The sequence below is a fragment of the Corynebacterium sp. DNF00584 genome (assembly GCF_001552965.1).
GTDB lineage: Bacteria > Actinomycetota > Actinomycetes > Mycobacteriales > Mycobacteriaceae > Corynebacterium > Corynebacterium phoceense.
On sequence record NZ_KQ959741.1, the window covers coordinates 15,827 to 37,364 of the forward strand.

At 62.7% G+C, this 21,538-nt stretch carries 18 protein-coding genes, 2 tRNA genes and 1 pseudogene; 15 read left to right on the forward strand and 6 right to left on the reverse strand.

From position 1 onward, the window contains the following. The first annotated feature begins 166 nt into the window (after positions 1–166). From HMPREF0307_RS04820 to HMPREF0307_RS04845, 6 genes are all read left to right on the forward strand, one after another. Complete coding sequence (locus HMPREF0307_RS04820; RefSeq protein ID WP_077210084.1) at positions 167–1,462, forward strand: citrate synthase; 1,296 nt, start codon at positions 167–169, stop codon at positions 1,460–1,462. Positions 1,463–1,631: 169 nt separating this feature from the next. Beyond that, the gene (gene fkpA, locus HMPREF0307_RS04825) at positions 1,632–1,991 is read left to right on the forward strand and encodes an FKBP-type peptidyl-prolyl cis-trans isomerase FkpA (RefSeq protein WP_066488386.1); all 360 of its coding nucleotides are present in this window, start codon (positions 1,632–1,634) and stop codon (positions 1,989–1,991) included. Between the two features lie 194 nt (positions 1,992–2,185). Continuing rightward, entirely contained in the window at positions 2,186–3,049 is an 864-nt protein-coding gene (locus HMPREF0307_RS04830; protein ID WP_066488396.1) for an aldo/keto reductase, read from the forward strand. Positions 3,050–3,439: 390 nt separating this feature from the next. Beyond that, complete coding sequence (locus HMPREF0307_RS04835) at positions 3,440–3,772, forward strand: DUF485 domain-containing protein (RefSeq protein WP_066488599.1); 333 nt, start codon at positions 3,440–3,442, stop codon at positions 3,770–3,772. Between the two features lie 3 nt (positions 3,773–3,775). After that, entirely contained in the window at positions 3,776–5,428 is a 1,653-nt protein-coding gene (locus HMPREF0307_RS04840) for a solute symporter family protein (RefSeq protein ID WP_066488399.1), read from the forward strand. Between the two features lie 147 nt (positions 5,429–5,575). Further along, the gene (locus HMPREF0307_RS04845; protein WP_148140168.1) at positions 5,576–6,415 is read left to right on the forward strand and encodes a hypothetical protein; all 840 of its coding nucleotides are present in this window, start codon (positions 5,576–5,578) and stop codon (positions 6,413–6,415) included. Here the strand turns inward: HMPREF0307_RS04845 and HMPREF0307_RS04850 are convergent. Beyond that, a complete protein-coding gene (locus tag HMPREF0307_RS04850) occupies positions 6,412–7,377 on the reverse strand; it encodes a DUF1906 domain-containing protein (protein WP_066488403.1) in 966 nt (321 codons plus the stop codon). The two genes, HMPREF0307_RS04845 and HMPREF0307_RS04850, sit on opposite strands and share 4 nt — an antisense overlap. Positions 7,378–7,605: 228 nt before the next feature. Here HMPREF0307_RS04850 and HMPREF0307_RS04855 point away from each other — a divergent pair. From HMPREF0307_RS04855 to HMPREF0307_RS04870, 4 genes and pseudogenes are all read left to right on the forward strand, one after another. Beyond that, positions 7,606–7,679 (forward strand) — tRNA-Ile (locus HMPREF0307_RS04855). Between the two features lie 371 nt (positions 7,680–8,050). Continuing rightward, positions 8,051–9,712, forward strand: coding sequence for a mechanosensitive ion channel family protein (locus HMPREF0307_RS04860; RefSeq protein ID WP_066488406.1), 1,662 nt, complete (start codon positions 8,051–8,053; stop codon positions 9,710–9,712). Between the two features lie 94 nt (positions 9,713–9,806). Beyond that, on the forward strand, positions 9,807–10,931 hold the full coding sequence (locus tag HMPREF0307_RS04865; RefSeq protein WP_066488409.1) for a trimeric intracellular cation channel family protein: 1,125 nt from the start codon (positions 9,807–9,809) through the stop codon (positions 10,929–10,931). 37 nt (positions 10,932–10,968) lie between these two features. Continuing rightward, a pseudogene (locus tag HMPREF0307_RS04870) lies at positions 10,969–11,250 on the forward strand (SDR family oxidoreductase); the annotation flags it as partial. A gap of 88 nt (positions 11,251–11,338) precedes the next feature. Here HMPREF0307_RS04870 and HMPREF0307_RS04875 read toward each other — a convergent pair. Continuing rightward, positions 11,339–12,595: an amino acid permease gene (locus tag HMPREF0307_RS04875; RefSeq protein ID WP_066488415.1), complete on the reverse strand. Its 1,257-nt coding sequence runs from the start codon at positions 12,593–12,595 to the stop codon at positions 11,339–11,341. Positions 12,596–12,734: 139 nt separating this feature from the next. Between HMPREF0307_RS04875 and HMPREF0307_RS04880 the strand changes: the two genes are divergently transcribed. Beyond that, the gene (locus HMPREF0307_RS04880; protein WP_066488418.1) at positions 12,735–13,532 is read left to right on the forward strand and encodes a serine hydrolase domain-containing protein; all 798 of its coding nucleotides are present in this window, start codon (positions 12,735–12,737) and stop codon (positions 13,530–13,532) included. 59 nt (positions 13,533–13,591) lie between these two features. On the opposite strand, the gene HMPREF0307_RS04885 is transcribed toward HMPREF0307_RS04880, so the two are convergent. After that, positions 13,592–14,578: a CE1 family esterase gene (locus HMPREF0307_RS04885; protein ID WP_070594081.1), complete on the reverse strand. Its 987-nt coding sequence runs from the start codon at positions 14,576–14,578 to the stop codon at positions 13,592–13,594. Between the two features lie 304 nt (positions 14,579–14,882). Here HMPREF0307_RS04885 and HMPREF0307_RS04890 point away from each other — a divergent pair, with 304 nt between their 5' ends. Further along, positions 14,883–15,260 carry a hypothetical protein gene (locus tag HMPREF0307_RS04890; RefSeq protein WP_066488431.1) on the forward strand — a complete coding sequence of 126 codons (378 nt, stop codon included), beginning with the start codon at positions 14,883–14,885 and terminating at the stop codon, positions 15,258–15,260. Here HMPREF0307_RS04890 and HMPREF0307_RS04895 read toward each other — a convergent pair. Next, complete coding sequence (locus HMPREF0307_RS04895) at positions 15,230–15,538, reverse strand: acyl carrier protein (RefSeq protein ID WP_066488436.1); 309 nt, start codon at positions 15,536–15,538, stop codon at positions 15,230–15,232. The genes HMPREF0307_RS04890 and HMPREF0307_RS04895 overlap by 31 nt on opposite strands. Before the next feature lie 38 nt (positions 15,539–15,576). Between HMPREF0307_RS04895 and HMPREF0307_RS04900 the strand changes: the two genes are divergently transcribed. Beyond that, entirely contained in the window at positions 15,577–16,545 is a 969-nt protein-coding gene (locus HMPREF0307_RS04900) for an alpha/beta fold hydrolase (RefSeq protein ID WP_066488449.1), read from the forward strand. A gap of 71 nt (positions 16,546–16,616) precedes the next feature. Here the strand turns inward: HMPREF0307_RS04900 and aceE are convergent, their stop codons facing one another. Next, positions 16,617–19,373 carry a pyruvate dehydrogenase (acetyl-transferring), homodimeric type gene (aceE, locus tag HMPREF0307_RS04905; protein WP_066488455.1) on the reverse strand — a complete coding sequence of 919 codons (2,757 nt, stop codon included), beginning with the start codon at positions 19,371–19,373 and terminating at the stop codon, positions 16,617–16,619. 276 nt (positions 19,374–19,649) lie between these two features. Between aceE and HMPREF0307_RS04910 the strand changes: the two genes are divergently transcribed. Both HMPREF0307_RS04910 and HMPREF0307_RS04915 read left to right on the forward strand, forming a co-directional pair. After that, positions 19,650–20,060, forward strand: a complete 411-nt coding sequence (locus tag HMPREF0307_RS04910; RefSeq protein ID WP_066488459.1) for a DUF3052 domain-containing protein — start codon at positions 19,650–19,652, stop codon at positions 20,058–20,060. Between the two features lie 77 nt (positions 20,061–20,137). Then, positions 20,138–20,213: transfer RNA gene (locus tag HMPREF0307_RS04915), tRNA-Val, on the forward strand. Positions 20,214–20,915: 702 nt separating this feature from the next. On the opposite strand, the gene HMPREF0307_RS04920 is transcribed toward HMPREF0307_RS04915, so the two are convergent. Next, positions 20,916–21,341, reverse strand: coding sequence for a hypothetical protein (locus HMPREF0307_RS04920; protein WP_066488461.1), 426 nt, complete (start codon positions 21,339–21,341; stop codon positions 20,916–20,918). Between the last annotated feature and the right edge of the window lie 197 nt (positions 21,342–21,538).

The window sequence follows — 21,538 nt, forward strand, 5'->3', positions numbered from 1 at the left end:
TAGTAGTGGTCACATTTCCTGGTAGGGTGGGGAGTTGGCAAAACCGAAATGCGCGTACTGTTTACTAGTAAAGTGATCCTTAAAGCGCGCACTGCGAGAGCCTTATGAGGTGCCTCCAGCGATGGCACATGCTTTATTCACTGGTTTAACAAAGAAAGGAACCAACGTGGCTACCGACAATAACAAGGTTGTTCTCCACTACCCGGGTGGCGAGTACGAGATGGACATCAAGCAGTCCACCGAAGGCGACTCCGGCTTTGACATCGCCAAGCTGCGTAACGAGACCGGTCTCGTCACGTTCGACCCGGGGTACGCCGCCACCGGCTCCACCGAGTCGAAGATTACCTTCATCAACGGCGAAGAGGGCATCCTCCGTTACCGTGGCTACGACATTGCTGACCTGGCGCAGAACGCCACCTTCAACGAGGTGTCCTACCTGCTCATCAACGGCGAACTGCCGAACCAGGAGCAGCTCACCAAGTTCAACACTGAGATCCGCCACCACACCCTCCTCGATGAGGACTTCAAGGCGCAGTTCTCCATCTTCCCGCGCGACGCGCACCCGATGGCTGTGCTCGCCTCCTCCGTGAACATTCTCTCCACCTACTACCAGGACCAGCTCAACCCGCTGGACCCGGAGCAGCTCGACAAGGCGACCGTCCGCCTGCTCGCCAAGGTGCCGATGCTCGCGGCTTACGCTTACCGTGCCTCGGAAGGTAAGCCCTACATGTACCCGGATAACAACCTCAACGCACGCGAGAACTTCCTGCGCATGATGTTCGGTTACCCGACCGAGGACTACGAGGTTGACCCGGTCGTCTCCAAGGCTCTGGACAAGCTGCTTATCCTCCACGCAGACCACGAGCAGAACTGCTCTACCTCCACGGTCCGCATGATTGGTTCCGCCCAGGCCAACATGTTCGTCTCCATCGCTGGTGGCATCAACGCCCTGTCCGGCCCGCTGCACGGTGGCGCCAACCAGGCCGTCCTGGAGATGCTCGAGGACATCCAGAAGAACAACGGCGGCGACGCAACCGACTTCATGAACCGCGTGAAGAATAAGGAAAAGGGCGTTCGCCTCATGGGCTTCGGCCACCGCGTCTACAAGAACTACGACCCGCGCGCGGCCATCGTCAAGGAGACCGCACATGAGATCCTCGAGCATCTCGGCGGCGACCCGATGCTCGACCTGGCCATGGAACTCGAGCAGATTGCACTCTCGGACGACTACTTCGTCTCCCGCAAGCTGTACCCGAACGTCGACTTCTACACCGGCCTTATCTACCGCGCCATGGGCTTCCCCACGGACTTCTTCACCGTGCTCTTTGCCATCGGCCGTCTGCCGGGCTGGATCGCTCAGTACCGCGAGCAGCTGGAGCTCAACACGAAGATCAACCGCCCGCGCCAGATCTACACCGGTGAGTCCCTCCGCGCCTTCACCCCGCGCTCGGAGCGTAAGTAATCCCTAATTTTTTGTGGCGCCTTCGCTGCATAAATAGCGAGAAACCGCACGGTGTCCCGTATAATGGGCTGCTAGTGCGGTTTTCTCATAGCTGTTGTAGTCCACTGTGCGGCCGCAGCGCTACCGCTAAATCTCGCTTAACAATTCGCTCCAAGGAGAGGTGCATCCCATGGAAAAGCCACTGATCGAAGCCCAGACCGGCCCGGCCCCGACGGAACTCGTCATCGAGGACATCGTGGTCGGCGACGGCGCCGAGGCGCAGCCGGGCGGCGTCGTGGAGGTCCACTACGTGGGCGCCGATTATGAGACGAACCAGGAATTCGATTCTTCTTGGGACCGCGGACAATCCATCGAGTTCCCGCTCACCGGCCTCATCGCCGGTTGGCAGGAAGGTATTCCGGGCATGAAGGTGGGCGGCCGCCGCCAGCTCACCATCCCGCCGGAGAAGGCTTATGGCCCCGTGGGCGGCGGACACCCGCTCTCCGGCCGCACCCTGGTCTTCATCATCGACCTCATTCGCGCGGCCTAAGCCACACGGCCTCATTTCGTGGCGCCCTCGGGTCTGTCTTTACGGCGGGCTCGGGGGCTTTCGCGATCTCTGGGGTTCCTAGTGTGAATGAGTTGGTCGATTTCTTGAAATTTTCCCGTGACTCATTCACGTTTCGAGCTCTTGTCCCTGCCTAGTGTGAGAAACGCGGCGGCGGCAGGCCGCGGTAGGGCACAATGGGGGACATGACTGTAGAGAACGTTTCTTTTAATGACGACCGTGAGATGCCCCAGCTGGGCTTGGGCACCTACAAGCTGCGCGACGACGAGTGCGTGCGCACCATCCGCGAGGCCATCGAGATTGGTTACCGCAAGTTCGACACCGCGACCTTGTACAAGAACGAGGAAGCCGTGGGCAAGGCCTTGAAGCAGGCCATGGATGCCGGCGACGTCACCCGCGATGAGATCTTTGTGACGACGAAGGTATGGCACGATCACCACGGCGCGGATCTCGCGCCGCAGGCTTTCCATGAGTCCCTGGACAAGCTGGGGCTGGACTACATCGACCTTTACCTCATCCACTGGCCGTGGCCGCAGGGTGGCAAGTACGTGGAGACGTTCAATGCGATTGCGCGCCTGCAAGGCATGGGCCAGATTGCATCCATCGGCGTGGCCAACTTCTACGAGGAGACGCTCGATACGCTCATCAAGGAATCCGGCATTGTGCCGGTGCTCAACCAGGTGGAGCTGCACCCGGGCTTCACACAGCCGGAGCTGCGCGCGTACCACGACGAACACGGCATTATCACCGAGGCGTGGTCGCCGCTCGCGCGCGGTGTGGTGCTCACTAATCCGGATATCAAGGCGATCGCTGCGAAGTATGAGGTGACCACGGGCCAGGTGGTGCTCGCGTACCTGCTACAGCTGGGCATCTCGGTTATCCCCAAGTCCGCGCGCAAGGAGCGGCTGGCGGAGAACTTCGCGGCGGCAGAGCTTACGCTCACGCGCGCGGAGATGGACGTCATGAACTCCCTCGACGGACGTGAGGGATTCGGGCGCATGTTTAATGATCCGCGCGACTTTCCGGGTGCGGAAGGCTAGTTCGCACTCGCCGGCCGCGAACGTTGAGGCCGCTGTCCCCGGTGGGGCAGCGGCCTTTTGAGTGCGGTTTTCCTAGTGAGACGTGTGACACATTGGGGTTTGCAAAGTTGGCAAAAGGCGCTTGTATGCAAGTTGGGGGTAGTTTTGCAAGCTGTAAATATCCATGTTGAGGGTGGGTATGGGGGTAGTTAATTCTTGCAAAGGATGAATTTTTAGCGACAGCTACAACGTTGCACATAATCCTCTGTAACTTACACATCAAGCAAAAAATGTGACCTCTGCCTCAGGCGGTGTGAGCCGGTGCGGCGGGGTCGGGCTTAAATTTTTGACCTATCCCTCGCCCTTTTGGAAGGAGCACATGCAATGTCTGCACTCTCTGCCGACTCCAGCATGACGGCCCCGGCGCAACGCCGGGAGCCGACTGCGGAGGAATTCATCGCCATGCGCGAGAGCGCCGAATTTGGCAAGCTGCGCGGGGCCTACCGCAACTTTACGTTCCCCATGACCGTCGCGTTCTTCTCGTGGTACATCGTCTACGTGCTGGCCGCGGTCTTCGCGCCGGGCTTTATGGGTACCGAGCTGCCGGGCGGCTGGAACGTTGGCCTGGCCTTCGGTATTGCTCAGTTCGCGACCACGTTCATCATTACGTGGGTTTACGTGAAGTATGCCAATAAGAACATCGAGCCGCGTGCGGCCAAGATTCGTGAAGAACTGGAGGGATAGACAATGACTACGTTCCACCTCGCCGCCGCGAGCGCCGATGCCGCCGCGGGCAACCCGATTCTCAATATTTCCGTCTTCGTCGTCTTCCTTGTCGTGACCATGTGGGTGGTCCTGCGTGCCGGCAAGTCGACGAAGGAAGCCTCAGACTTCTACACCGGTGGCGGCTCCTTCTCTGGCCGCCAGAACGGCCTCGCCATCTCCGGTGACTACCTGTCCGCCGCGTCCTTCCTTGGTATCGTCGGCGCCGTCGCGCTCACCGGTTACGACGGCTTCCTGTACTCCGTGGGCTTCTTCGTCGCATGGCTCGTGGCGCTCATGCTCGTGGCTGAGCCGCTGCGTAACGTGGGTCGCTTCACCATGGCTGACGTGCTGAGCTTCCGTCTCAAGCAGAAGCCGGTCCGTGTGGCCGCCGCTATCGCGACGCTCTTCGTCTCGCTGTTCTACCTCATCGCGCAGATGGCCGGCGCCGGCTCCCTGGTTTCGGTCCTGCTCAACATCCACGACTTCTTCTGGCAGGCCGTCGTCGTTGGTATCGTGGGCGTCCTCATGATTGTCTACGTCCTCGTGGGCGGTATGAAGGGCACGACCTACGTTCAGATGATTAAGGCCGTCCTGCTTGTTACCGGTGTTGTTGCGATGTGCGCCATGGTCTTCATCTCCATCAAGGGTGGCTTCGGTGCCCTCTTCGATGGCGCGGTGCAGGCGCACGCTGGCTCTGAGTACCTGGCGCAGAAGGGCTACGAGGCCTCCCAGATTATGGAGCCGGGCTTGAAGTACGGCAAGTCCCTCACTACGAAGATTGACTTCATCTCCCTGGGTATCGCCCTCGTCCTCGGTGTCGGTGGACTCCCGCACGTCCTCATGCGCTTCTACACGGTTCCGACTGCGAAGGAAGCTCGCCGCTCCGTGACCTGGGCCATCGTCATCATCGGTGCTTTCTACCTCATGACGCTCATCCTGGGCTTCGGCGCCGCCGCTCTGGTTGGTCCGGACCGCATCCTCGCCGCGCCGGGTGGCGCGAACTCCGCCGCACCGCTGCTGGCCCTCGAGCTGGGTGGCTCCGTGTTCATGGCGGTCATCTCCGCCGTTGCCTTCGCAACCGTCCTCGCGGTCGTCGCTGGCCTGGCGATTACCGCCTCGGCGTCCATCGCCCACGACGTCTACCACTCCGTTATCCGTAACGGTCAGTCCACGGAGGCTGAGCAGGTCCGCGTCTCCCAGATGACCGTCGTTGTCCTCGGTGTCGTCGCCATCATCCTCGGCATCCTGGCCATGACCCAGAACGTCGCCTTCCTGGTCTCCCTGGCCTTCGCCATCGCGGCCTCGGCTAACCTGCCCACCATCCTGTACTCCCTGTACTGGAGGCGCTTCAACACCGCGGGTGCTGTGGCCTCCATGTACACCGGTGTCATCTCCTGCCTGGTCCTCATCTTCTTCTCCCCGGCAGTCTCCGGCACCGAGACCTCGATGTTCCCCAACGCGGACTGGGCACTGTTCCCGCTGTCCTCGCCGGGTATCGTCACCATCCCGCTCGCATTCATCGTCGGCTGGGCTGTCTCGCTCATGACCAAGCCGGACAACTTCGAAGAGCTCTCCGCCGAGATGGAAGTTCGTTCCCTCACCGGCGTGGGCGTTGAGGCTCCGGTTGACCACTAAAGGGGACCGCTAAAGGTCGAACACGCAACGGTTAGCTTCTCAACGCTCACACCCGCAGGGGTAGCCCGCCCCGTCGCATACGCTGAATGCCACCGCCTTCTTTCTGAAGAAGGCGGTGGCATTAGTAATATGTGGTGAGTGAATCGGATGATAAGTCTGGCCCTCGCCGCGGCGCTGGCGGGGACGCTGGTGGCGTGTACACCGCCGCATGAAAAGCCTGCGGACGCGGCTCAGGAAACAGGGGAGATGACCGCCGCGCGGCTGTCGGCGCCGCGCCCCGTGGAAACGCTCACGGTGGAAGCCCCGCCGTCGAAAAAGAATATCGCCGCGGACCTCGACGGCGAAGTGAAGTTCGTCGCCAACGCAAAGGCCCGCGAGTTGTCCTATTACCGCATGGACGGCATGCGCATGGGCACCGACGGGGAGCGCAACGCCATGCCGGCACTGAGCCTTATCAAGCTCTATCTCGCCAAGTACGTGCTTGACCACGGCACGCTGGAAGACCAGTACGAAGCGCTCGACATGATTGCGGATTCATCGGACGTCTCCGCGTCGGATCTCTTCAAGCGCTACCCGGAGTCCATCGACACGGTGGCGGAAGACTATGAGCTCGAATCCACGCGCGCGGGAAGCGAGTGGGGCAAGTCTGTGACGTCCGTCTACGACGTGGTCAACTTCATCAAGGCGCTGCGCGAGGAATCACCCACGCATCCCATCCTCGTCGCGATGGCGCAGGCTACGACCACGGCGGAAGATGGCTACCGTCAGGATTACGGCACGGCGCGGCTGTCGAATGTGCTGGGCTCCAAGTGGGGCTGGTCCGACGATAAGACGCTGCACTCCTCCGTGAGCTTCGGGAAAAACTTCATCGTCGCCGCCTCGGTGTCGGGCTCGGCGGAGGATCTTACGAAGTTCGTGAAGAAAGAAGTCACCGTCAAGGCCCTTAACGAGGCGACGACGAAATTTATTGAAGGGCAGAAGTCCTAGCGCATCGCCCCCAGGACGGTCTGGACGAGGTCCACGCCCGCCTGAATCTGCTTGGAGTCGACGGACGAGCCGTTGAAGCTCACGCCCTCAGGGGAGACCTGCGGCAGGTTGAGTCCCGGCACGGCGTTCTGGACCTGCGAGGACATCTGGCCGACGGCGTTCAGCGGGTTGCTGTTGTGGGCGGGGGCGGCGGGCGCGGCCGGTGCCGGCGCTGCAGCGCCTCCCGGCGTCCACTGGCCCCAGTCCTTCGCGTAGACGTCATTGATATCGCAGACCACGCCGCCGATGGTGCGCTGGCGGTTCTGCGGCAGCTGGTGGATGGTCGTGCGCGGATGAATGCGGCCGCCCGAGCCCCAGTCATGCATCCAGAAGAAGCTGCCAATCCCGTCGCGTACGCACCAATCGATGACGTTGTAGTTGCCGTACACGCCCACCTGGTAGCCCGCCGCCTTGAGTGCGGTGGAGAACGCCATGAGGTAGGGCTTAATCTGGCCGTCGTACTGTGCGCGGGACGGGTTGTTGTCGATCGCGATATAAATCGGTCGGCCCGTGGGGCCGCCCGCCGCCTTATGGATGGCGATGGCCTGCGGCGCGTGTTGGGCTGCCGATGCCGCCCCGCCCGCCCAGTCCGGATTGTCCGAGCCGTTGTATTGGTAGACGGAAGCAACGGCGAGGCCGGCGGCGGCATCGGCAGCAGCCTGGGCGCGGGTGACCGGCTTGCCGGCCATCCAGCCTGCGCGCGGCTTGGAGACGTAGCGCACCGCGCCCATCTGACCCGCGGCCTTGAGTGCGGCGGAGGAGGGAACACCCGCCGAGAAGTCGACAACGGTGCCGAGCACTGGGCCGAGCGCAAACGCCTGCGGGGCGGCCGTGCCCACGGCACCCGCGGCGAGGGCAATCGTGCCCGCGCGCAGGAGGCTGCGGCGACTGAAGTGGACGGAAGAATGCGAGGTGGACGACATAGAGGCTCCTAGAGAAGACGGACTGTCGCGACGCCCTAGGTTACGAGATTGTTGTCACAACAGTCACTCTAATTAACATCTGTACCGTACCACCGGCTTCCGATGCCGTCGAGGGTGACGCGCCCAGCGTCCGACGGACTCGCTTTATGCACCCACGGGGGAGCAATTGCAGTCCGCGGCGCAGGGCACGATAGGATACTTCGCAGCACCTCGCACGGTGCGTTTTAAGGGGCTATAGCTCAGTCGGTTAGAGCTACGGACTCATAATCCGTTGGTCCCGGGTTCGAGCCCCGGTGGCCCCACTTTATAGTCGTTGAACTGCGCGTATACCTGGTAATAGCGTCCTGCGCAGTTCCAACGCGTCCCCCTAAAACGCGTCCTGATAGCGCGTTGTTACAGGAACTGGAAGAATACGTGCAAGGGGTCCAGCGGGAAGGGGGAACGGTAATGAATAGTTTCCCAGCGTTTCTCATTGAATACCGCCGCAGCACGGGTGCTGTGAGTGTGAGAGTATTTCTTGTTGACCGAAGCGACGCGGGCGCGCGCGGTATCTCTACCGCGAAGATGATCCTTTCCCCGCAGCGTCCTAACGCTCGCGCCCAATCGTAGAAAACGCTATTAATCCACCGCTGCCACGCCCGCCGTGTCGGCGGTGGTTTTAGTATCGGAGAGTATGAACGTCCGGTATTTCTTTTTCCAGTTCTGGCAACTTATCGTCGACCACGCGTTGCCGTTGGCGGCGTTGTTGCTCATGGCGATTTTGGTGCCGCGTGTCGGGCGCCTGGTCATCAGGCTTATTGACTCGCGGCTGGATGACAATGAGGAATCCACGAAGACCCGTCTCGCCCTGGCAGGCGCGTTGGTCTACGTTGCGCAGGCGGTGGCGTATTTCCTGCTTGCCATCGCGGCGCTTACCAACGTGGGCGTGCCGGCGCTCGGTGCGGCGATTCCCGCGACGGTCGTCTCGGCTGCCCTTGGTTTCGGTGCGCAGAAGATCATCGGCGACTTCCTGGCGGGCTTCTTCATTTTGAGCGAGAAGCAGTACGGTGTGGGCGATTACGTGAGCTTCGACGGCACGTCTGGGGCGGTGGAAGGCACCGTCGTGGCGTTGACGCTGCGCACGACGAAGGTTCGCACGCCGACGGGCGAGGTCGTCATGGTGCCTAACGGCTCGGGCGGCGTGGTGACGAACTACTCACAGGATTGGTCGCGCGCCGTCGTCGACTTGCAGGTGCCGGTGCGCGCAGGCGAGACGCTGGCCGAGGTCACCCGCAAGGTTGAGGAGATTTCCTCGCATGCGGCGCAGGACGCAGCCATCGCCGAAGATATCGCGGGCGAGATCGAGATTCTGCCGGTCACTGGCCTTATCGAGCCCACCGTCGCCGGTCAGCCGTGGCAGATCAAGTACCGCGTCATGGTCGTGGTCAATCCCTCCCGCCAGTGGGCCGTCGAGCGCGGCATTCGCTCCGCCCTCGTCGCGGCCTTCTGGGATCACTACAACTTGTCCTCGGCCGCCCCGCTAGCCGATGCCCCCGTCACCGCCGCTCCGCCCGCCCCCGCAGGGTCGGCTGGAGCCGGCGCGCCGACCGAAGTCATGCCGGCTGCGGCAGGAACCGACAAGGCGGAGGTGCGCGACGCTGTGGCTCATGCGGCCGCGCGCGATACGCACGACCCGAGCGACCAAGGACCGGGCCGGCCGTCCGAGTCGGACCCGGATGTGGCGGCGCAGCACCCGGATGCCTCACAGACTGAGGTCATGAACGCCGTCGACGCGGCACCGCGTACCATCTGGCGCGATGACCATCCCACGACGCGCTGGGACAAGCTGTGGACGCTTGGCGGTCGCGTGCGTGGCTCGACGACGGGCCTCTTTGTGGGGCTCGCCGTGACCGGCCTGTTGCTGCTCTTCTCGGCGAACCCGGAGGACGCGGACGCTGGCTGGCTCTCGCCGTCCTACTGGACGTCGAAGTCCAGTGAGACGGAAAGTGCGGCGACAACCGCGCCTGCGCCGACCGCGGCAACGCAGCCGGAGGAGAGCGTCGAGCCGACGCAGGAGACCGTCGAGCAGCCCACAGACGCGTCCGAGGACACGGCCATTGACGAGCCGACCGCGGCGCAGGAGAACGGCACCACCGCGGAGCAGGCAACCACGACGGCGCGCCGGGAACGCGCCGCACGCCGCGATAGAGAGGACGAGGAGACGCCCGCGGCGACGACACAGGCCGCCACGACCGCGCCTGCTGAGGAGCCGACCGTCGAGCCCACGGGTGCGGTGGAGCAGCCCACCGGCGCAGCAGCGCTCACGGGTGACGCGGAGGCCACGGCCGCGCAGTAACTGTGCAGCCTCTGTGCAGCCTCTGCTCGCGCGGCGCGCAGCTGCCCCGTAGCCACGTGGGCGGCGGGGCAAGGCGCTGGCTACAATAGCGACCATGGTTTCCGAGGTTGACCCGCTCATCGAATCGATCTATCGCTGGTCGGACGTGAGCGGCGTGTTGCTCATGGGCATTATCGGCGGCACAATTGCGCGCCAACGCGGCTATGACATCATCGGGTTCTTCTTCATTGCGATGTTTTCGGCGCTGGGCGGCGGCATGATCCGCGACGTGCTCATCAACCGCGGCACCGTCGCGGCGATGAGCCAGCCCGAATACCTTTACCTCGCTTTCGCCGGTGCGCTCATCGCGCGCTTCGTCTATTTCAAGGGTAAAACGTGGGAACACCTGCAAGCCCACGGCGACGCCCTCGTCTCCGCACTGTGGGCCGGGACTGGCACGGTGAAGGCTCTTACCTATGGCCTGCCCGTCGTTCCGTGCATCATGATGGGCGTGTTCACCGCGACCGGCGGCTCCATGATTCGCGACGTGTGCATGGGCCGTGAGCCCGCTGTCTTTGGTGGCAACCAGCCCATCGTCATCCCGGCAGCTGTCTGCTCCGTCATCGTGCTCGCCGGCAATGGGCTCGGTTTCCTGGCGTGGGGCATGATACTCGGACCCGTGGCGAGCTTTGCGCTCGCGCTCTTGGGGTATTGGACCGGCTGGCGCGTGTCCACGGACCAAGAGTGGGCGCCGGTCAACGAGACTGCAGCGCAGGTTGCCGTCCTCGCGCGTAAGGCCGAGGACAAGTCGCGTGCCGTGGGCCGCCGCCTCGAGCCGCGCCGCCTGCGTTCGTGGCGGCACAAGCAGATGGAAAATGCCCTCGAGCGGCGTATCGCCCGCGAGATCCGCGAGGGCAAGCGTCCCGCCGAAGCCCAGGCGGCGGCCAACGAGTTCCTCGAGGAGTTCAACTCCGAGGTCGCGCAGCTGAGCGAAGCCTCGCAGGTAGCGGCCGACGCGGGGGAGAAGGGGGCATCGGAAAGCGCGGCGGAGACGGGCTCGACTGTGCTGAGCACTTTTGCCAACGACATCGGCATGGACTTAGCCGGCGACTCCTATCAGGACAAGCCGGACCATCAGCGCATGCTCGACGCGATTCTTGCGGACGACAAGCTCACGGACGAGCTCATTGACAAGCTGGTGGAAAAATACGATAAGCGTCAGCCAGGGGCTAACGCTTAGAGGTTGCGACTTTTACATCGGGGCCACGACGACGCCCACGATGGCGGCGATGAACTCGATGTCCAAGGGCCTGTCCACGCAGCTTGCGCCGCGCGGCATTCGCGTCAACGCCGTGGCGCCCGGCCCCGTGTGGACGCTGCTGCAGCCCGCGGGTGGCCAGCCAACCGAGGGTGTTATGGAATTCGACACGAAGTCCTTCCTCGGCCGCGCCGGGCAGCCGGTGGAGATGGCCGGTGCGTACGTCTTCCTGGCCTCGGAGGAGGCGAGCTTCGTCTCGGGTGAGACCATCGGCGCGACGGGTGGTTTCCCAACTCCGTAGCTTAAGGCGCGAGAAAGGCCCACGGCGCAGGTGTGCAACCGTGCCGTGGGCTTTCGTGTGTCCCGGTGGGCCTAGAACGAGGTGGGTTTTAGAAGAAACCCCAGATGGTCGAGCCGAGAACGACCGCACCGAAGGCGATGATGACGGCGTTGCCGGGGCTGCGGCGCAGCGGCGCCAGGCGTGCGACAGCGTAGACGGCGAGCATGGGCACGCCGAACTGGAAGATGGTGATGAGGAGGCCGCCGGCGACCGTGATGAGGTCCATGACGGAGGGCTCGACGATGGCCACGAAGGTGGCGACGGTGAAGATGAACAGGTAGACGGGGGCATCGGAAAGCTCACGCTGGGAGGGATTCAAGCGAGCGCCGAGGAACTGCAAGCCTTCGCGCGCGCCTAGGGCTACGCCGATAAAGCTGGAGGCGATGGCGCAGATGGCGACGATCGGGGTGACAAGCGCCAGGAACGGGGTGCCCGTGGTGTTCGCGAAGTAGGAGAGCACCGGCAGGTTATCCGCGGCGGCCTGAGCCATGCCGTCTGCGCCTAGGGCGAGCGCGCAGGACCAGACGAAGAACATCGTGAAAACGGTGAGCAGGACCGTGGTGAGCATAATGACTCGGGAGAGGCGAGCTTCGGCGAACTCGCCGTGACTGCGCTGGGTGGAGACGGCGAACTGGGACAGCGAGCCGATGAAGGTAAACGAGAAGACCAGCACCGGAAGGATGAGCACCAGGGATTCCCAGAAGGAGTGCTCGGAGGAGACCGTGAGGAAGGAGCCTAAGTCCCACTGCGGGATGAGGTAGAGCGAGAAGGCGCCGAGTGCAATGAGCAGCGGGACGACGAGAAGCTCTGCGGCGGCGAGCATGATGCGTTCGCCGAAGGCCAGGGCTGCGACGAGGAGACCGATGAGGATCGGTGCGAGTATCCACCGCGGGATCTCCGGGCCGCCGAGCTGGTTGACGATGAAGTTATCGACGGTGGTGGTGATGCTCACCGAATACACGAGGAGCACGGGAAAGAGCATGATGAGGTAGGCCACGGCGAGCCATGCGCCGGTACTCTGGCCGAAGTAGCTGGTAAGCGCCGCGAGGAGATCCGCGCCGGGCTGCGGGGAGCGAGCGATGATGCGCGCGTAGGCGTAGTGGGAGAGATACGTAAGCGGACCGATGAGCACGGTGGCAATGAGCAGCGGCCAGAATCCATAGGCGCCGGCGGACAGAGGCAGGAAGAGAATGCCCGCACCGATGGCGGTGCCAAAAAGCGTGGAGGCCCAGCCAAACGTCGAGTGGGAGCTTGCCATCGTGGGGCCCTGGACGTAGGCCGAGCTGGGTGCGGTGGTCGCAGACATCGCGGGGCCTCCTAGAGAGATCGAGGAATGTGTTGCCATTGATTGTGCGACAGGACACGCTCAAAAGACTAGACCGAGCGGTACTTTTATTCAGTTGATGTGCGTCGGCGTGCGGGCGGGTTCGCTAGGCTAGGGTCCTATGACTGCCTTTGATTCTGTGGCCGATTTCCCGGCTGACCATGTCTCCGCCGCGTTGCTTGTAGACGGTGATGTTCGGACGTTGGGGGATACGTCCCGCGTGTATTCGATTGCCTCGGTGACCAAACCTGTGGTGGCCTACGGCATCATGCTCGCCGTCGAGGAGGGGGCGGTGGAGCTCGACCAGCCGGCGGGGCCTTCCGGTTCCACGCTTCGGCATCTGTTGGCGCACGCGTCTGGTGTGGGGTTTGATACGCGCGAGTCGCAGAAGCCCGTGGGGGAGCGGCGCATCTATTCCTCAGCGGGCTATGAATGGGCCGCGGATATCGTGGCGGAAGTCACCGGCATGGAGTTTCCGGAGTACTTGCGCGAGGGCGTCTTCGAACCACTGGGAATGAAGGATTCGGCTTTGGTTGGCTCGGCGGGACACGGCCTTGACACGACGGTGGACGACCTGGTCCGGTTCGCCCGCGAGGTGCTCGACCCGCAGTTGTTGCACCCCACAACGGTCGAGGAAATGCTCACGCCGCAGTTCCCGGGCCTGCGCGGCCTCGTGCCAGGCTATGGCTCCTTTAAGGACTGCTCCTGGGGCCTGGGCTTCGAGCTCCACGGGGACAAGGAGCACTGGATGGGCTCGTTGCCCGCGGAGGCTGCGGGGCACTTTGGTATGTCGGGAACCTACCTCTGGCTGGCGGAGGGGAAAGCTATGGTCATGCTCACTGACCACGACTTCGGGGACTGGGCCAAGCCGCTGTGGGCGGAGACGAACTCGGCGATCTGGAGCGAGCTGCAGTCATAAAAAGCTGGAGGCATAAAAATACCCCGGCAGGACCGGGGCACGGACAGGCTAGCGGGAAGCTAGTGGCGCTGGAAGAAGTTCCACACCTCGCGCGTGGCGTTGGGGTTGGAGGCAAACCACGTGTGGCTGCCGCCGTTCACGCGGTAGAGCGTGGTCTCAGCGAGGCAGCCGGAGTAGCTGAAGGAGTTGTAGCCGTTGCCGGAGCCGGTGCGCATGGACGCGCCGGAGGTGTCGCAGGCGTTGCGCTTGCCGATGCGCTCCCAGGCGCCGCGGGTGGCGTAGTAGGAACCGCCGTGGCCGTTGGAACCATCGTTGTAGTACGGCGCAATCTTGTCGTCGGTGCCGTGGATGAGCAGCGTGGGCACTTGGCCTGTGCAGCCGTCGAAGATACGCGTATACGCGGCGGTGGAGACGCCGGCAACGGCGGCGAAGGTCTCCGGGGCCTGGCACGCGGCGGCGAGCGCCATGCCGCCGCCGTTGGACAGGCCGGTGGCGTAGACGCGGCTGCGGTCGACGGAGTAGCTATTGGCTACGTCATTGAGGATGGCCTTGGTGAAGGCGACGTCCTCGCCGCGGCTCGTCGTGGCGTAGTTGGGGCCTTCCCACGCCAGGCCGCCGTTGACGCTCGCGCGCGGGTTGGGGTAGACGACGATGGCATCGGAGCCCGTGGCGCGCTCAAAGTGGGAGTGGCCGTGCATGTCTGAGCCATCGAAGTCCATGCCGGAGTAAGCGAAGACGACGGGGTAGTCGCGGGATGAGTCATAGTCGGAGGGGACGTAGAGCTCGTAGGAGCGCGTGCCCTGGCCAGAGACGGAAACCTGCTTTGTGGAATGGGTCGTCGCGCCATTGCCCATGGTGAGGGCCTGGCCCAACTTTGACGACAGCGTGAACGCGTCAGAGATGGAGGAGCCGTTGCTCGAGCCCTTGCTCGAGGTGGAGCTCATGTCCGAGCTCGTGAGGGCGTTCGCGACGGGCAGGCCGACGGAGGTCCACAGAACCGTGGCGGAGGCGAGGGCAGCCACGCGAGTAGCAAAAGTCTTCAACATGAAGTCTAAGAGTAGCGGGGCAAGGTATCGAAACCCTAACTTTTGTGATGATTTCGTTGCGCTGTAACGATCTGCGGGGCGCGGTCACAGGGAAGTTCTAAGTCTCAAGTGAAACTTCAGTAAATGGGGGTTGAAGCAGGGGTTTAGGGTTGCTCGTGTGACTGGAGGGGAACAAAATGGGTTGCGTTACGCACGGTAATTACATCCGATGTCATTTCACAAAACTGTTCGAGTCGGTTCGTTGGGGAAGACGATGCTCGTCTTGTAACAGGAAATGAAAGGTATTCGGCTTGTGGAAACATGCGTGAAAACCACTGCCGCCGAACCCTCGGCGCCAGTGCGCCCGATAACCTCCGGCGTGCTCATCATTGAGAGTATGCCTGCTCGACTGCGCCCGCGCGTGGAAGAGCTCATGGTCACGTGCCTGCCCAGCGCGTCGACGTGGGAGATCCCGGGCGATGATCCCCTCACGGCTCAGTGGTGTACCCGCTGGTACAAGGACTGGCCGGGCCAGGATCTCGCGGCTCTTGCCGCAGGTGCAGGCAGCGAGTTTGACGCCGTGCCGCCGGGCATTGGCTGCCGCCAGGTACTCACGGGTACTCAAGCGGAGCTGCACGCGCTGGAGACGGCGGTGCGCGATCTCGCGCAGCGCTACTGCTTCTCGGTCCGCGTGTCGATGTAGTCGGCGACCTCGCCCACGGTCTCAAAGGCCGCGGCGGTGCCCTCATCGAAGCGGACCTTGAAGCGCTCTTCCGCGCGCACCGTCAGCTCAATCAGGTTGAGCGACGTAATCCCCACATCTTCCAGCCGGTCTTCACGCGCCGGTTCCTCCACCCCCGCGACCTGGGTGATGAGCCGCGCGAGCTCCCCATACGTATCCGTCGCGGCGGGTTTATCCTCGTGTTCTTCTCTTCCCAGCGCTGCGCGCAGCTGCGCGGCAAAGTCTTGTCCATCGGCCATGCGTACCAGTGTAAGTGAGCGACTAGACTAGACGTGTTATGTCCACCCCATCCCGCCGCCGTGTGCGCACCGCCACCCAGGTTTGGCGCCGCCGCCACACTCACGACCGCCACCCCGGCCTCACACAGCCGTACTCCCACGACATGTCCGATGGCATCGCCTGGTATATCTCGGGCCCCGAGCCTTCCGATGCCCCCGTCACCGTTATCTTCGTTCACGGTTACGGTCTCGCGGCGGAGAGCTTCTACGACCAGGTTGACTTCCTGCGCGCGTCGTATCCGCGCGTGCGTGCGGTGCTGCTCGACCTTCGCGGGCACGGCAGCTCGGACCGCGTCCCGGCCGAGGACTGCACCGTCGACGACGCCGCGGATGACGTCGCTGCCATCCTTACCGCCCAGGCACCCACCGGGCCGCTCATTATCGTGGGCCATTCGCTCGGAGGCATGGTCGTCGAAAACCTCATTCGCCGCCTGCCTGTTGAGGACTACGAGCGCATCGCCGGGGTGCTTCTTATTTCCACGTCCATGCGTCCCTTCGCAGAGACTGGCGTCGCGGCGCTTCTCCAGACCCACGCCGCAGAAGCCCTCTACGACGCCGCCCAGCGCCTACCCAACAAGGTCAACCGCGCCCGCCAGCGCATCGCGCGCATCATCGCGCCCATCTTCGCCGCCGGCGTGACCGGTTATCCCCGCATGGAACGCCTCGAATTCCACGTCGACATGCTGCTCGACACCCCGCTCGATTCCTTTGTAGGTTTCTTCGACGACCTCGTCGACCACTCCGAGCTCGCCGCCGCGGACCGCCTCGCCGGCCTGCCCGGCATCGTCCTCGTCGGCTCCATGGATATCGTCACCCCGCGCTCCCAGTCCGAGCTCATCTGCTCCCACTGGCCCGAGGCCGAGCTCCGCGTCGTCGACGGCTCCGGCCACATGGTCATCCTCGAAGAACCCGAGGCCGTCTCCCAAGCGCTCGCCGAGCTTATCGAGCCGGTCCTCGCTCAACGCTGACATACGCACCGCGTATGCCGAAAGCCCGCCAGCAGAACTGCTGACGGGCTTTTCATGAGCGCGGCGTGGAATTACTCCTCGTCGGTGCTCGTGGAGTAGGTCTTCGTCGGATCATCCAGGTGGAGGTCCTTCGCAGCCTGCTCGGCGACGGAGCGGTCGATCGTGCCGTCCTGGGCCAGGCCCGAGAGCACGGCCACGACGATGGATTCGGTATCCGAGTTGAAGAAGCGGCGAGCCGCCTCACGCGTATCGGAGAAGCCGAAGCCGTCGGTACCCAGCGCGATATAGGTGCCCGGGACGTACGGACGGATCATTTCCTGCAGGTCCGTGGTGAAGTCAGAGACACCCACGAACGGGCCGTCGAAGCCCTCGAGCTGCCGCGTGGCGAACGCCTTCTCCGGCTCCTGGCCCTTCTGCAGAGCAGCCTTGGCCTTGGCGGCGCCATCGCGGGCCAGCTCGACCCACGAGGTCACGGAGAACAGCGAGGCCTTGACGTCGTAGTCCTCCGCCAGGATCTCCTGGGCGCGCAGCGCCTGGTGGACACCCACACCGGACGCCAGGATGTTGGCCGGAATCGAACCCTTCTCCGGGGTGGAGTAGTGGTAGATACCGCGGTGCAGGCCCTCGACGTCGAGGTTCTCCGGCTCGGCCGGCTGGTGGACCGGCTCGTTGTACACGGTGAGGTAGTACATGATGGCCTCGTCGTTGTCGCCGTACATGCGGTCAATACCGCGGTGGACGAGGTGCGCAATCTCGTACGCGAACGCCGGGTCGTAGGAGACGACCGCCGGGTTCGTGGACGCGAGCACCTGGGAGTGGCCGTCCATGTGCTGCAGGCCCTCGCCCGTGAGCGTGGTGCGGCCAGCCGTGGCGCCGATGATGAAGCCGCGGGCCATCTGGTCCGCCGCCGCCCAGAATGCGTCGCCGGTGCGCTGGAAACCGAACATCGAGTAGAAGATGTAGAGCGGGATCATGGCCTCGCCCTGCGTCGCATACGACGTCGCCGCCGCGGTAAACGACGCGGTGGCGCCGGCCTCGGTCAGACCCTCGGCGAGAATCTGGCCCGTCTCGGACTCACGGTAGGAGAGCATGAGGTCGTGGTCGACCGGCACGTAGTTCTGGCCCTTGGGGTTCCAGATCTTCAGCGTCGGGAACCAGGAATCCAGGCCGAAGGTACGGGCCTCGTCTGGCATCATCGGGACAATGCGCTTGCCAATCTCCTTGTCGCGCATGATCTCCTTGAAGGTACGCACCAGAGCCATGGTCGTGGCGACCTTCTGCTTGCCCGAGCCCTTGCGCACGGAACGCAGCTTGTCGATGTCCTGCACGTGCAGACGCTCGAAGTCCGCGCGGCGTTCCGGCAGGAAGCCGCCCAGCTCTTTACGACGCTCGAGCATGTACTTGATCTCCGCTGCATCCATGCCCGGGTGGAAGTACGGCGGGTTGTACGGATCGGCCTCGAGGACCTCATCCGGAATCGGGATACCCTGCTTGTCGCGGAAGAGCTTGAGATCCTCCAGCGTGAGCTTCTTCATCTGGTGGGTGGCGTTGCGGCCCTCGAAGTTGTGGCCCAGGCCGTAGCCCTTAATCGTGTGGGCCAGGATGACGGTCGGCTTGCCGGTGCCGCGGTTCTCCAGCGCCTTGGAGTAGGCGGCGTAGATCTTGCGGTAGTCGTGGCCGCCGCGGCGCAGCGCCCAGATTTCCTCATCCGACATGTCCTCGACCAACTTGAGCGTGCGCTCGTCGCGGCCGAAGAAGTGCTCACGCACGTACGCACCGTCATTCGCCTTGAACGTCTGGTAGTCACCGTCCGGCGTGGTGTTCATGATGTTGATGAGCGCGCCGTCTTTATCGGCCTCAATGAGCTTGTCCCACTCGCGGCCCCAGATGATCTTGATGACGTCCCAGCCCGCGCCGGTAAAGAAGGACTCGAGCTCCTGGATGATCTGCGTGTTGCCACGCACCGGGCCGTCGAGACGCTGCAGGTTGCAGTTGATGACGAAGGTGAGGTTGTCCAGGCCGTAGAGCGGCGCCATCTGCAGCAGACCGCGAGACTCCGGCTCGTCCATTTCGCCGTCGCCCAGGAATGCCCACACGTGCTGGTCTGAGGTGTCCTTGATGCCGCGCTGCTCCAGGTACTTGTTGAAGCGTGCCTGGTAAATCGCGTTAATCGGGCCGAGACCCATGGACACGGTCGGGAACTCCCAGAACCACGGCAAGCCGCGCGGGTGCGGGTAGGAGGGAAGGCCCTCGCCCTCGCCGCGGGAGTGCTCCTGGCGGAAGCCGTCCAAGTCATGCTCGGACAGGCGGCCCTCCATGAAGGCGCGCGCGTACATGCCCGGGGAGGCGTGGCCCTGGAAGAAAACCTGGTCGCCGCCGGACGGATCGTCCTTGCCCTTGAAGAAGTGGTTGAAGCCGACCTCGTAGAGCGGAGCTGCGCCTGCGTACGTGGAGATGTGGCCGCCCACGCCAACGCCCGGGCGCTGCGCGCGGTGCACCATAATGGCCGCGTTCCAGCGGATCCAACGGCGGTAGCGCTTCTCCAGTTCCTCATCACCAGGGAACTCGGGCTCGAGGGTGGTGGGGATGGTGTTCACGAAGTCAGTGGAGGTCAGCGACGGCATGGGCACGCGCTTCGCAGACGCACGCTCCAGCAGGCGCAGCATGAGGTAGCGCGCGCGTTCCGGGGTGTTGTCTTCCAGCAGACCGTCGAGAGAATCCATCCACTCACGAGTTTCTTCCGGGTCAGTGTCGTGCATGTACGACGCGACGCCGTCACGGATGAGCGGGAAGTTAGAGTCGCTGCCGAGCGATTCCAATTCTGCCATGGTGCATTCCTCCAAATGGTGGGCTTTTAAAACAGTACGTTCCAGAATACGCGTAAACGACCCCGGAGCTTTGCTAAGGATAAGTGAAGAATCTCTCGTGTTAAATCCTGCAGCTTAATCCCGGTCGTCCTGTGAATATTGCTAACTTTGTGGCCTTTACCTTTGCGGCCCCGCTTTCCGATGCCCCCTCGCCCCACCGTGTCCTCTCCACCGCAATCACCGAAAGTGGCGTGGACAACGAGAATTTTCCCTAATAATGCGTTAAAGTGCCCAGATATGACCACTCAATTGGAGGATTACGCACGCAAGTTAGGCATCGAAGAGGGGCAGGTCGCCCTGGAACTGGGTTGGGACGAAGACTGCGACCCTGCCATCTCCGAAGCCATTGAAGATGTCTTGGGTGACGATTTCCTCGATGAAGAAACTGATGAATTGTGTGACGTCGTTGTCATCTGGTGGCGCGAGGAGGACGGCGACTTGGTCGACGGCCTCGTCGATGCACTGCGCCCCCTCGCCGACCACGGCACCATTTGGCTTTTGACCCCGGGTGCTGGCCTGTCTGGCACCATCGCCCCTGGCGTGATTGCCGAGTCCGCGCAGCTCGCCGGCCTCGTCCAGACCAAGGCGGAGCGTCTCGGCGACTGGCAAGGCTCCTGCCTCGTCGGCCGCGGCTACACCAAGAAATAACCCCCATTTTGTCCGGCGCCGCGCGTCCTATACACTTTCCTGAGTGTTGTGACGCGCTCCGCGCGGCCGGCATTCACGCGGCGTTAGCTCAGCTGGGAGAGCAACTGGTTTACACCCAGTAGGTCGGGGGTTCGATCCCCTCATGCCGCACCACTCTGAAGTCTCGCGAAATCGTTCCTATCGATGTCGCGAGATTTTAATTATTTTTCGGGGGTTCATGGGTTAAGGGACAATGTCCCTTAAGCCTCATTTGGCGGGTCCTGACCCAGTAAGTTTGGGTGGTATTTCTTTGATTCGTCGAGTTTGTGTTTGTCCCATATTTCTCCGGTGTGAGGGTCTACTGCTGTGATGTTGTTGTTGATGCATACGAGGTTGATGTCGGCTGTTGCGTGTTTTCGTCCGACGTAGAGTTTGCGCAGTTGCCCTTTCCATCTGAGGGTTACTTTGCCTCATCTCACCCATGACGCCGGTGGGCTCAATGACCCAATCGGGAAACACGACCGTGGAATAGTGCCCGTCGACATCTAAGATTTCGTCCGCATCCCCTTCTATTCCTTAGCCCCGTACCCAGGTCACGCAAAGCTTTGTTTTGCATCACGGTGCGCCGTTAAAGCCCCATCCAAAGGAGAATCGGGCTCTCCAACCTCTGAATACTCAAACCCGTTGACTACCACGACTACTGCTCTAGCGGCCTTCATCTACGGATTCCTCTCCGTGTTGATGTACATCACCAAAGCAGAGTTTGGCCCCAAACGCCTCAAACCATCTTCAGTTGCTTTGCTACTGGGCTGGAGAACCTGCAACCAGATAGCGGAGATTTCCGACGAACTTCGAACACGGGAAAAGCTGCCAGGCCTATTCTTCCGTTTCTCTTTTTCTGGCTTGTCTGCGCTCACGCCTTTGGGCACGCTTTGCTTTGCGGATATCGACGACCCAACGCGGAACAAAAGGCCACGGAAGTGGAACCCCAACCGCGCCCGTAAATCCAATGACTCCGACAACGAAAGCTGCCACGAGCGGAACCTTCAGCACCGTGTAGACAAACTCGGGAGGGTTGGCACTTGCGACCAACCCCATGGCGCCGCCAGCGCCCATAATGAGCGAGCAGTAAGGATAAATGAAAAGGACCCCATCACTTTCTGCGCCTACAAAGTCGACGTCGTCGTACCACTTTTCCGATCTGGGTTGCCTCCGCACGCACCGGATGTAGTAGGTCCAGTAGAGCACCATGACAAGCACTAACCCGGCGCATACAAGCAGCACAGTAACATCGCCGTTCATAGAATAGGCCTCCCGTGGCTGTCGGTTGCGGTATGTATAAACGCTACCAGCGCCTGCAGGGGTGCGGCGTAGGACGAAAACAACATGTGGATGCGGGTAAGCGCCCGAACCACGGACGCGGACTTGACCTTTTGGAAGCAGATCCCGCCACAGGAAATAATAGAAATCAAGGCAAATGCCTAGGAACAAAACTCGGG

Excerpts from the sequence above, each read along its gene's own strand:
- HMPREF0307_RS04880 (WP_066488418.1), top strand. The coding sequence starts at position 12,735 with ATGACTGCCTTTGATTCTGTGGCCGATTTCCCGGCTGACCATGTCTCC.
- HMPREF0307_RS04835 (WP_066488599.1), top strand. The coding sequence starts at position 3,440 with ATGACGGCCCCGGCGCAACGCCGGGAGCCGACTGCGGAGGAATTCATC.
- HMPREF0307_RS04895 (WP_066488436.1), bottom strand. The coding sequence starts at position 15,538 with ATGGCCGATGGACAAGACTTTGCCGCGCAGCTGCGCGCAGCGCTGGGA.
- HMPREF0307_RS04850 (WP_066488403.1), bottom strand. The coding sequence starts at position 7,377 with ATGTCGTCCACCTCGCATTCTTCCGTCCACTTCAGTCGCCGCAGCCTC.
- HMPREF0307_RS04840 (WP_066488399.1), top strand. The coding sequence starts at position 3,776 with ATGACTACGTTCCACCTCGCCGCCGCGAGCGCCGATGCCGCCGCGGGC.
- aceE (WP_066488455.1), bottom strand. The coding sequence starts at position 19,373 with ATGGCAGAATTGGAATCGCTCGGCAGCGACTCTAACTTCCCGCTCATC.
- HMPREF0307_RS04875 (WP_066488415.1), bottom strand. The coding sequence starts at position 12,595 with ATGTCTGCGACCACCGCACCCAGCTCGGCCTACGTCCAGGGCCCCACG.
- HMPREF0307_RS04900 (WP_066488449.1), top strand. The coding sequence starts at position 15,577 with ATGTCCACCCCATCCCGCCGCCGTGTGCGCACCGCCACCCAGGTTTGG.
- HMPREF0307_RS04885 (WP_070594081.1), bottom strand. The coding sequence starts at position 14,578 with ATGTTGAAGACTTTTGCTACTCGCGTGGCTGCCCTCGCCTCCGCCACG.
- fkpA (WP_066488386.1), top strand. The coding sequence starts at position 1,632 with ATGGAAAAGCCACTGATCGAAGCCCAGACCGGCCCGGCCCCGACGGAA.
- HMPREF0307_RS04910 (WP_066488459.1), top strand. The coding sequence starts at position 19,650 with ATGACCACTCAATTGGAGGATTACGCACGCAAGTTAGGCATCGAAGAG.
- HMPREF0307_RS04830 (WP_066488396.1), top strand. The coding sequence starts at position 2,186 with ATGGGGGACATGACTGTAGAGAACGTTTCTTTTAATGACGACCGTGAG.
- HMPREF0307_RS04845 (WP_148140168.1), top strand. The coding sequence starts at position 5,576 with ATGATAAGTCTGGCCCTCGCCGCGGCGCTGGCGGGGACGCTGGTGGCG.
- HMPREF0307_RS04920 (WP_066488461.1), bottom strand. The coding sequence starts at position 21,341 with ATGAACGGCGATGTTACTGTGCTGCTTGTATGCGCCGGGTTAGTGCTT.
- HMPREF0307_RS04865 (WP_066488409.1), top strand. The coding sequence starts at position 9,807 with ATGGTTTCCGAGGTTGACCCGCTCATCGAATCGATCTATCGCTGGTCG.
- HMPREF0307_RS04860 (WP_066488406.1), top strand. The coding sequence starts at position 8,051 with ATGAACGTCCGGTATTTCTTTTTCCAGTTCTGGCAACTTATCGTCGAC.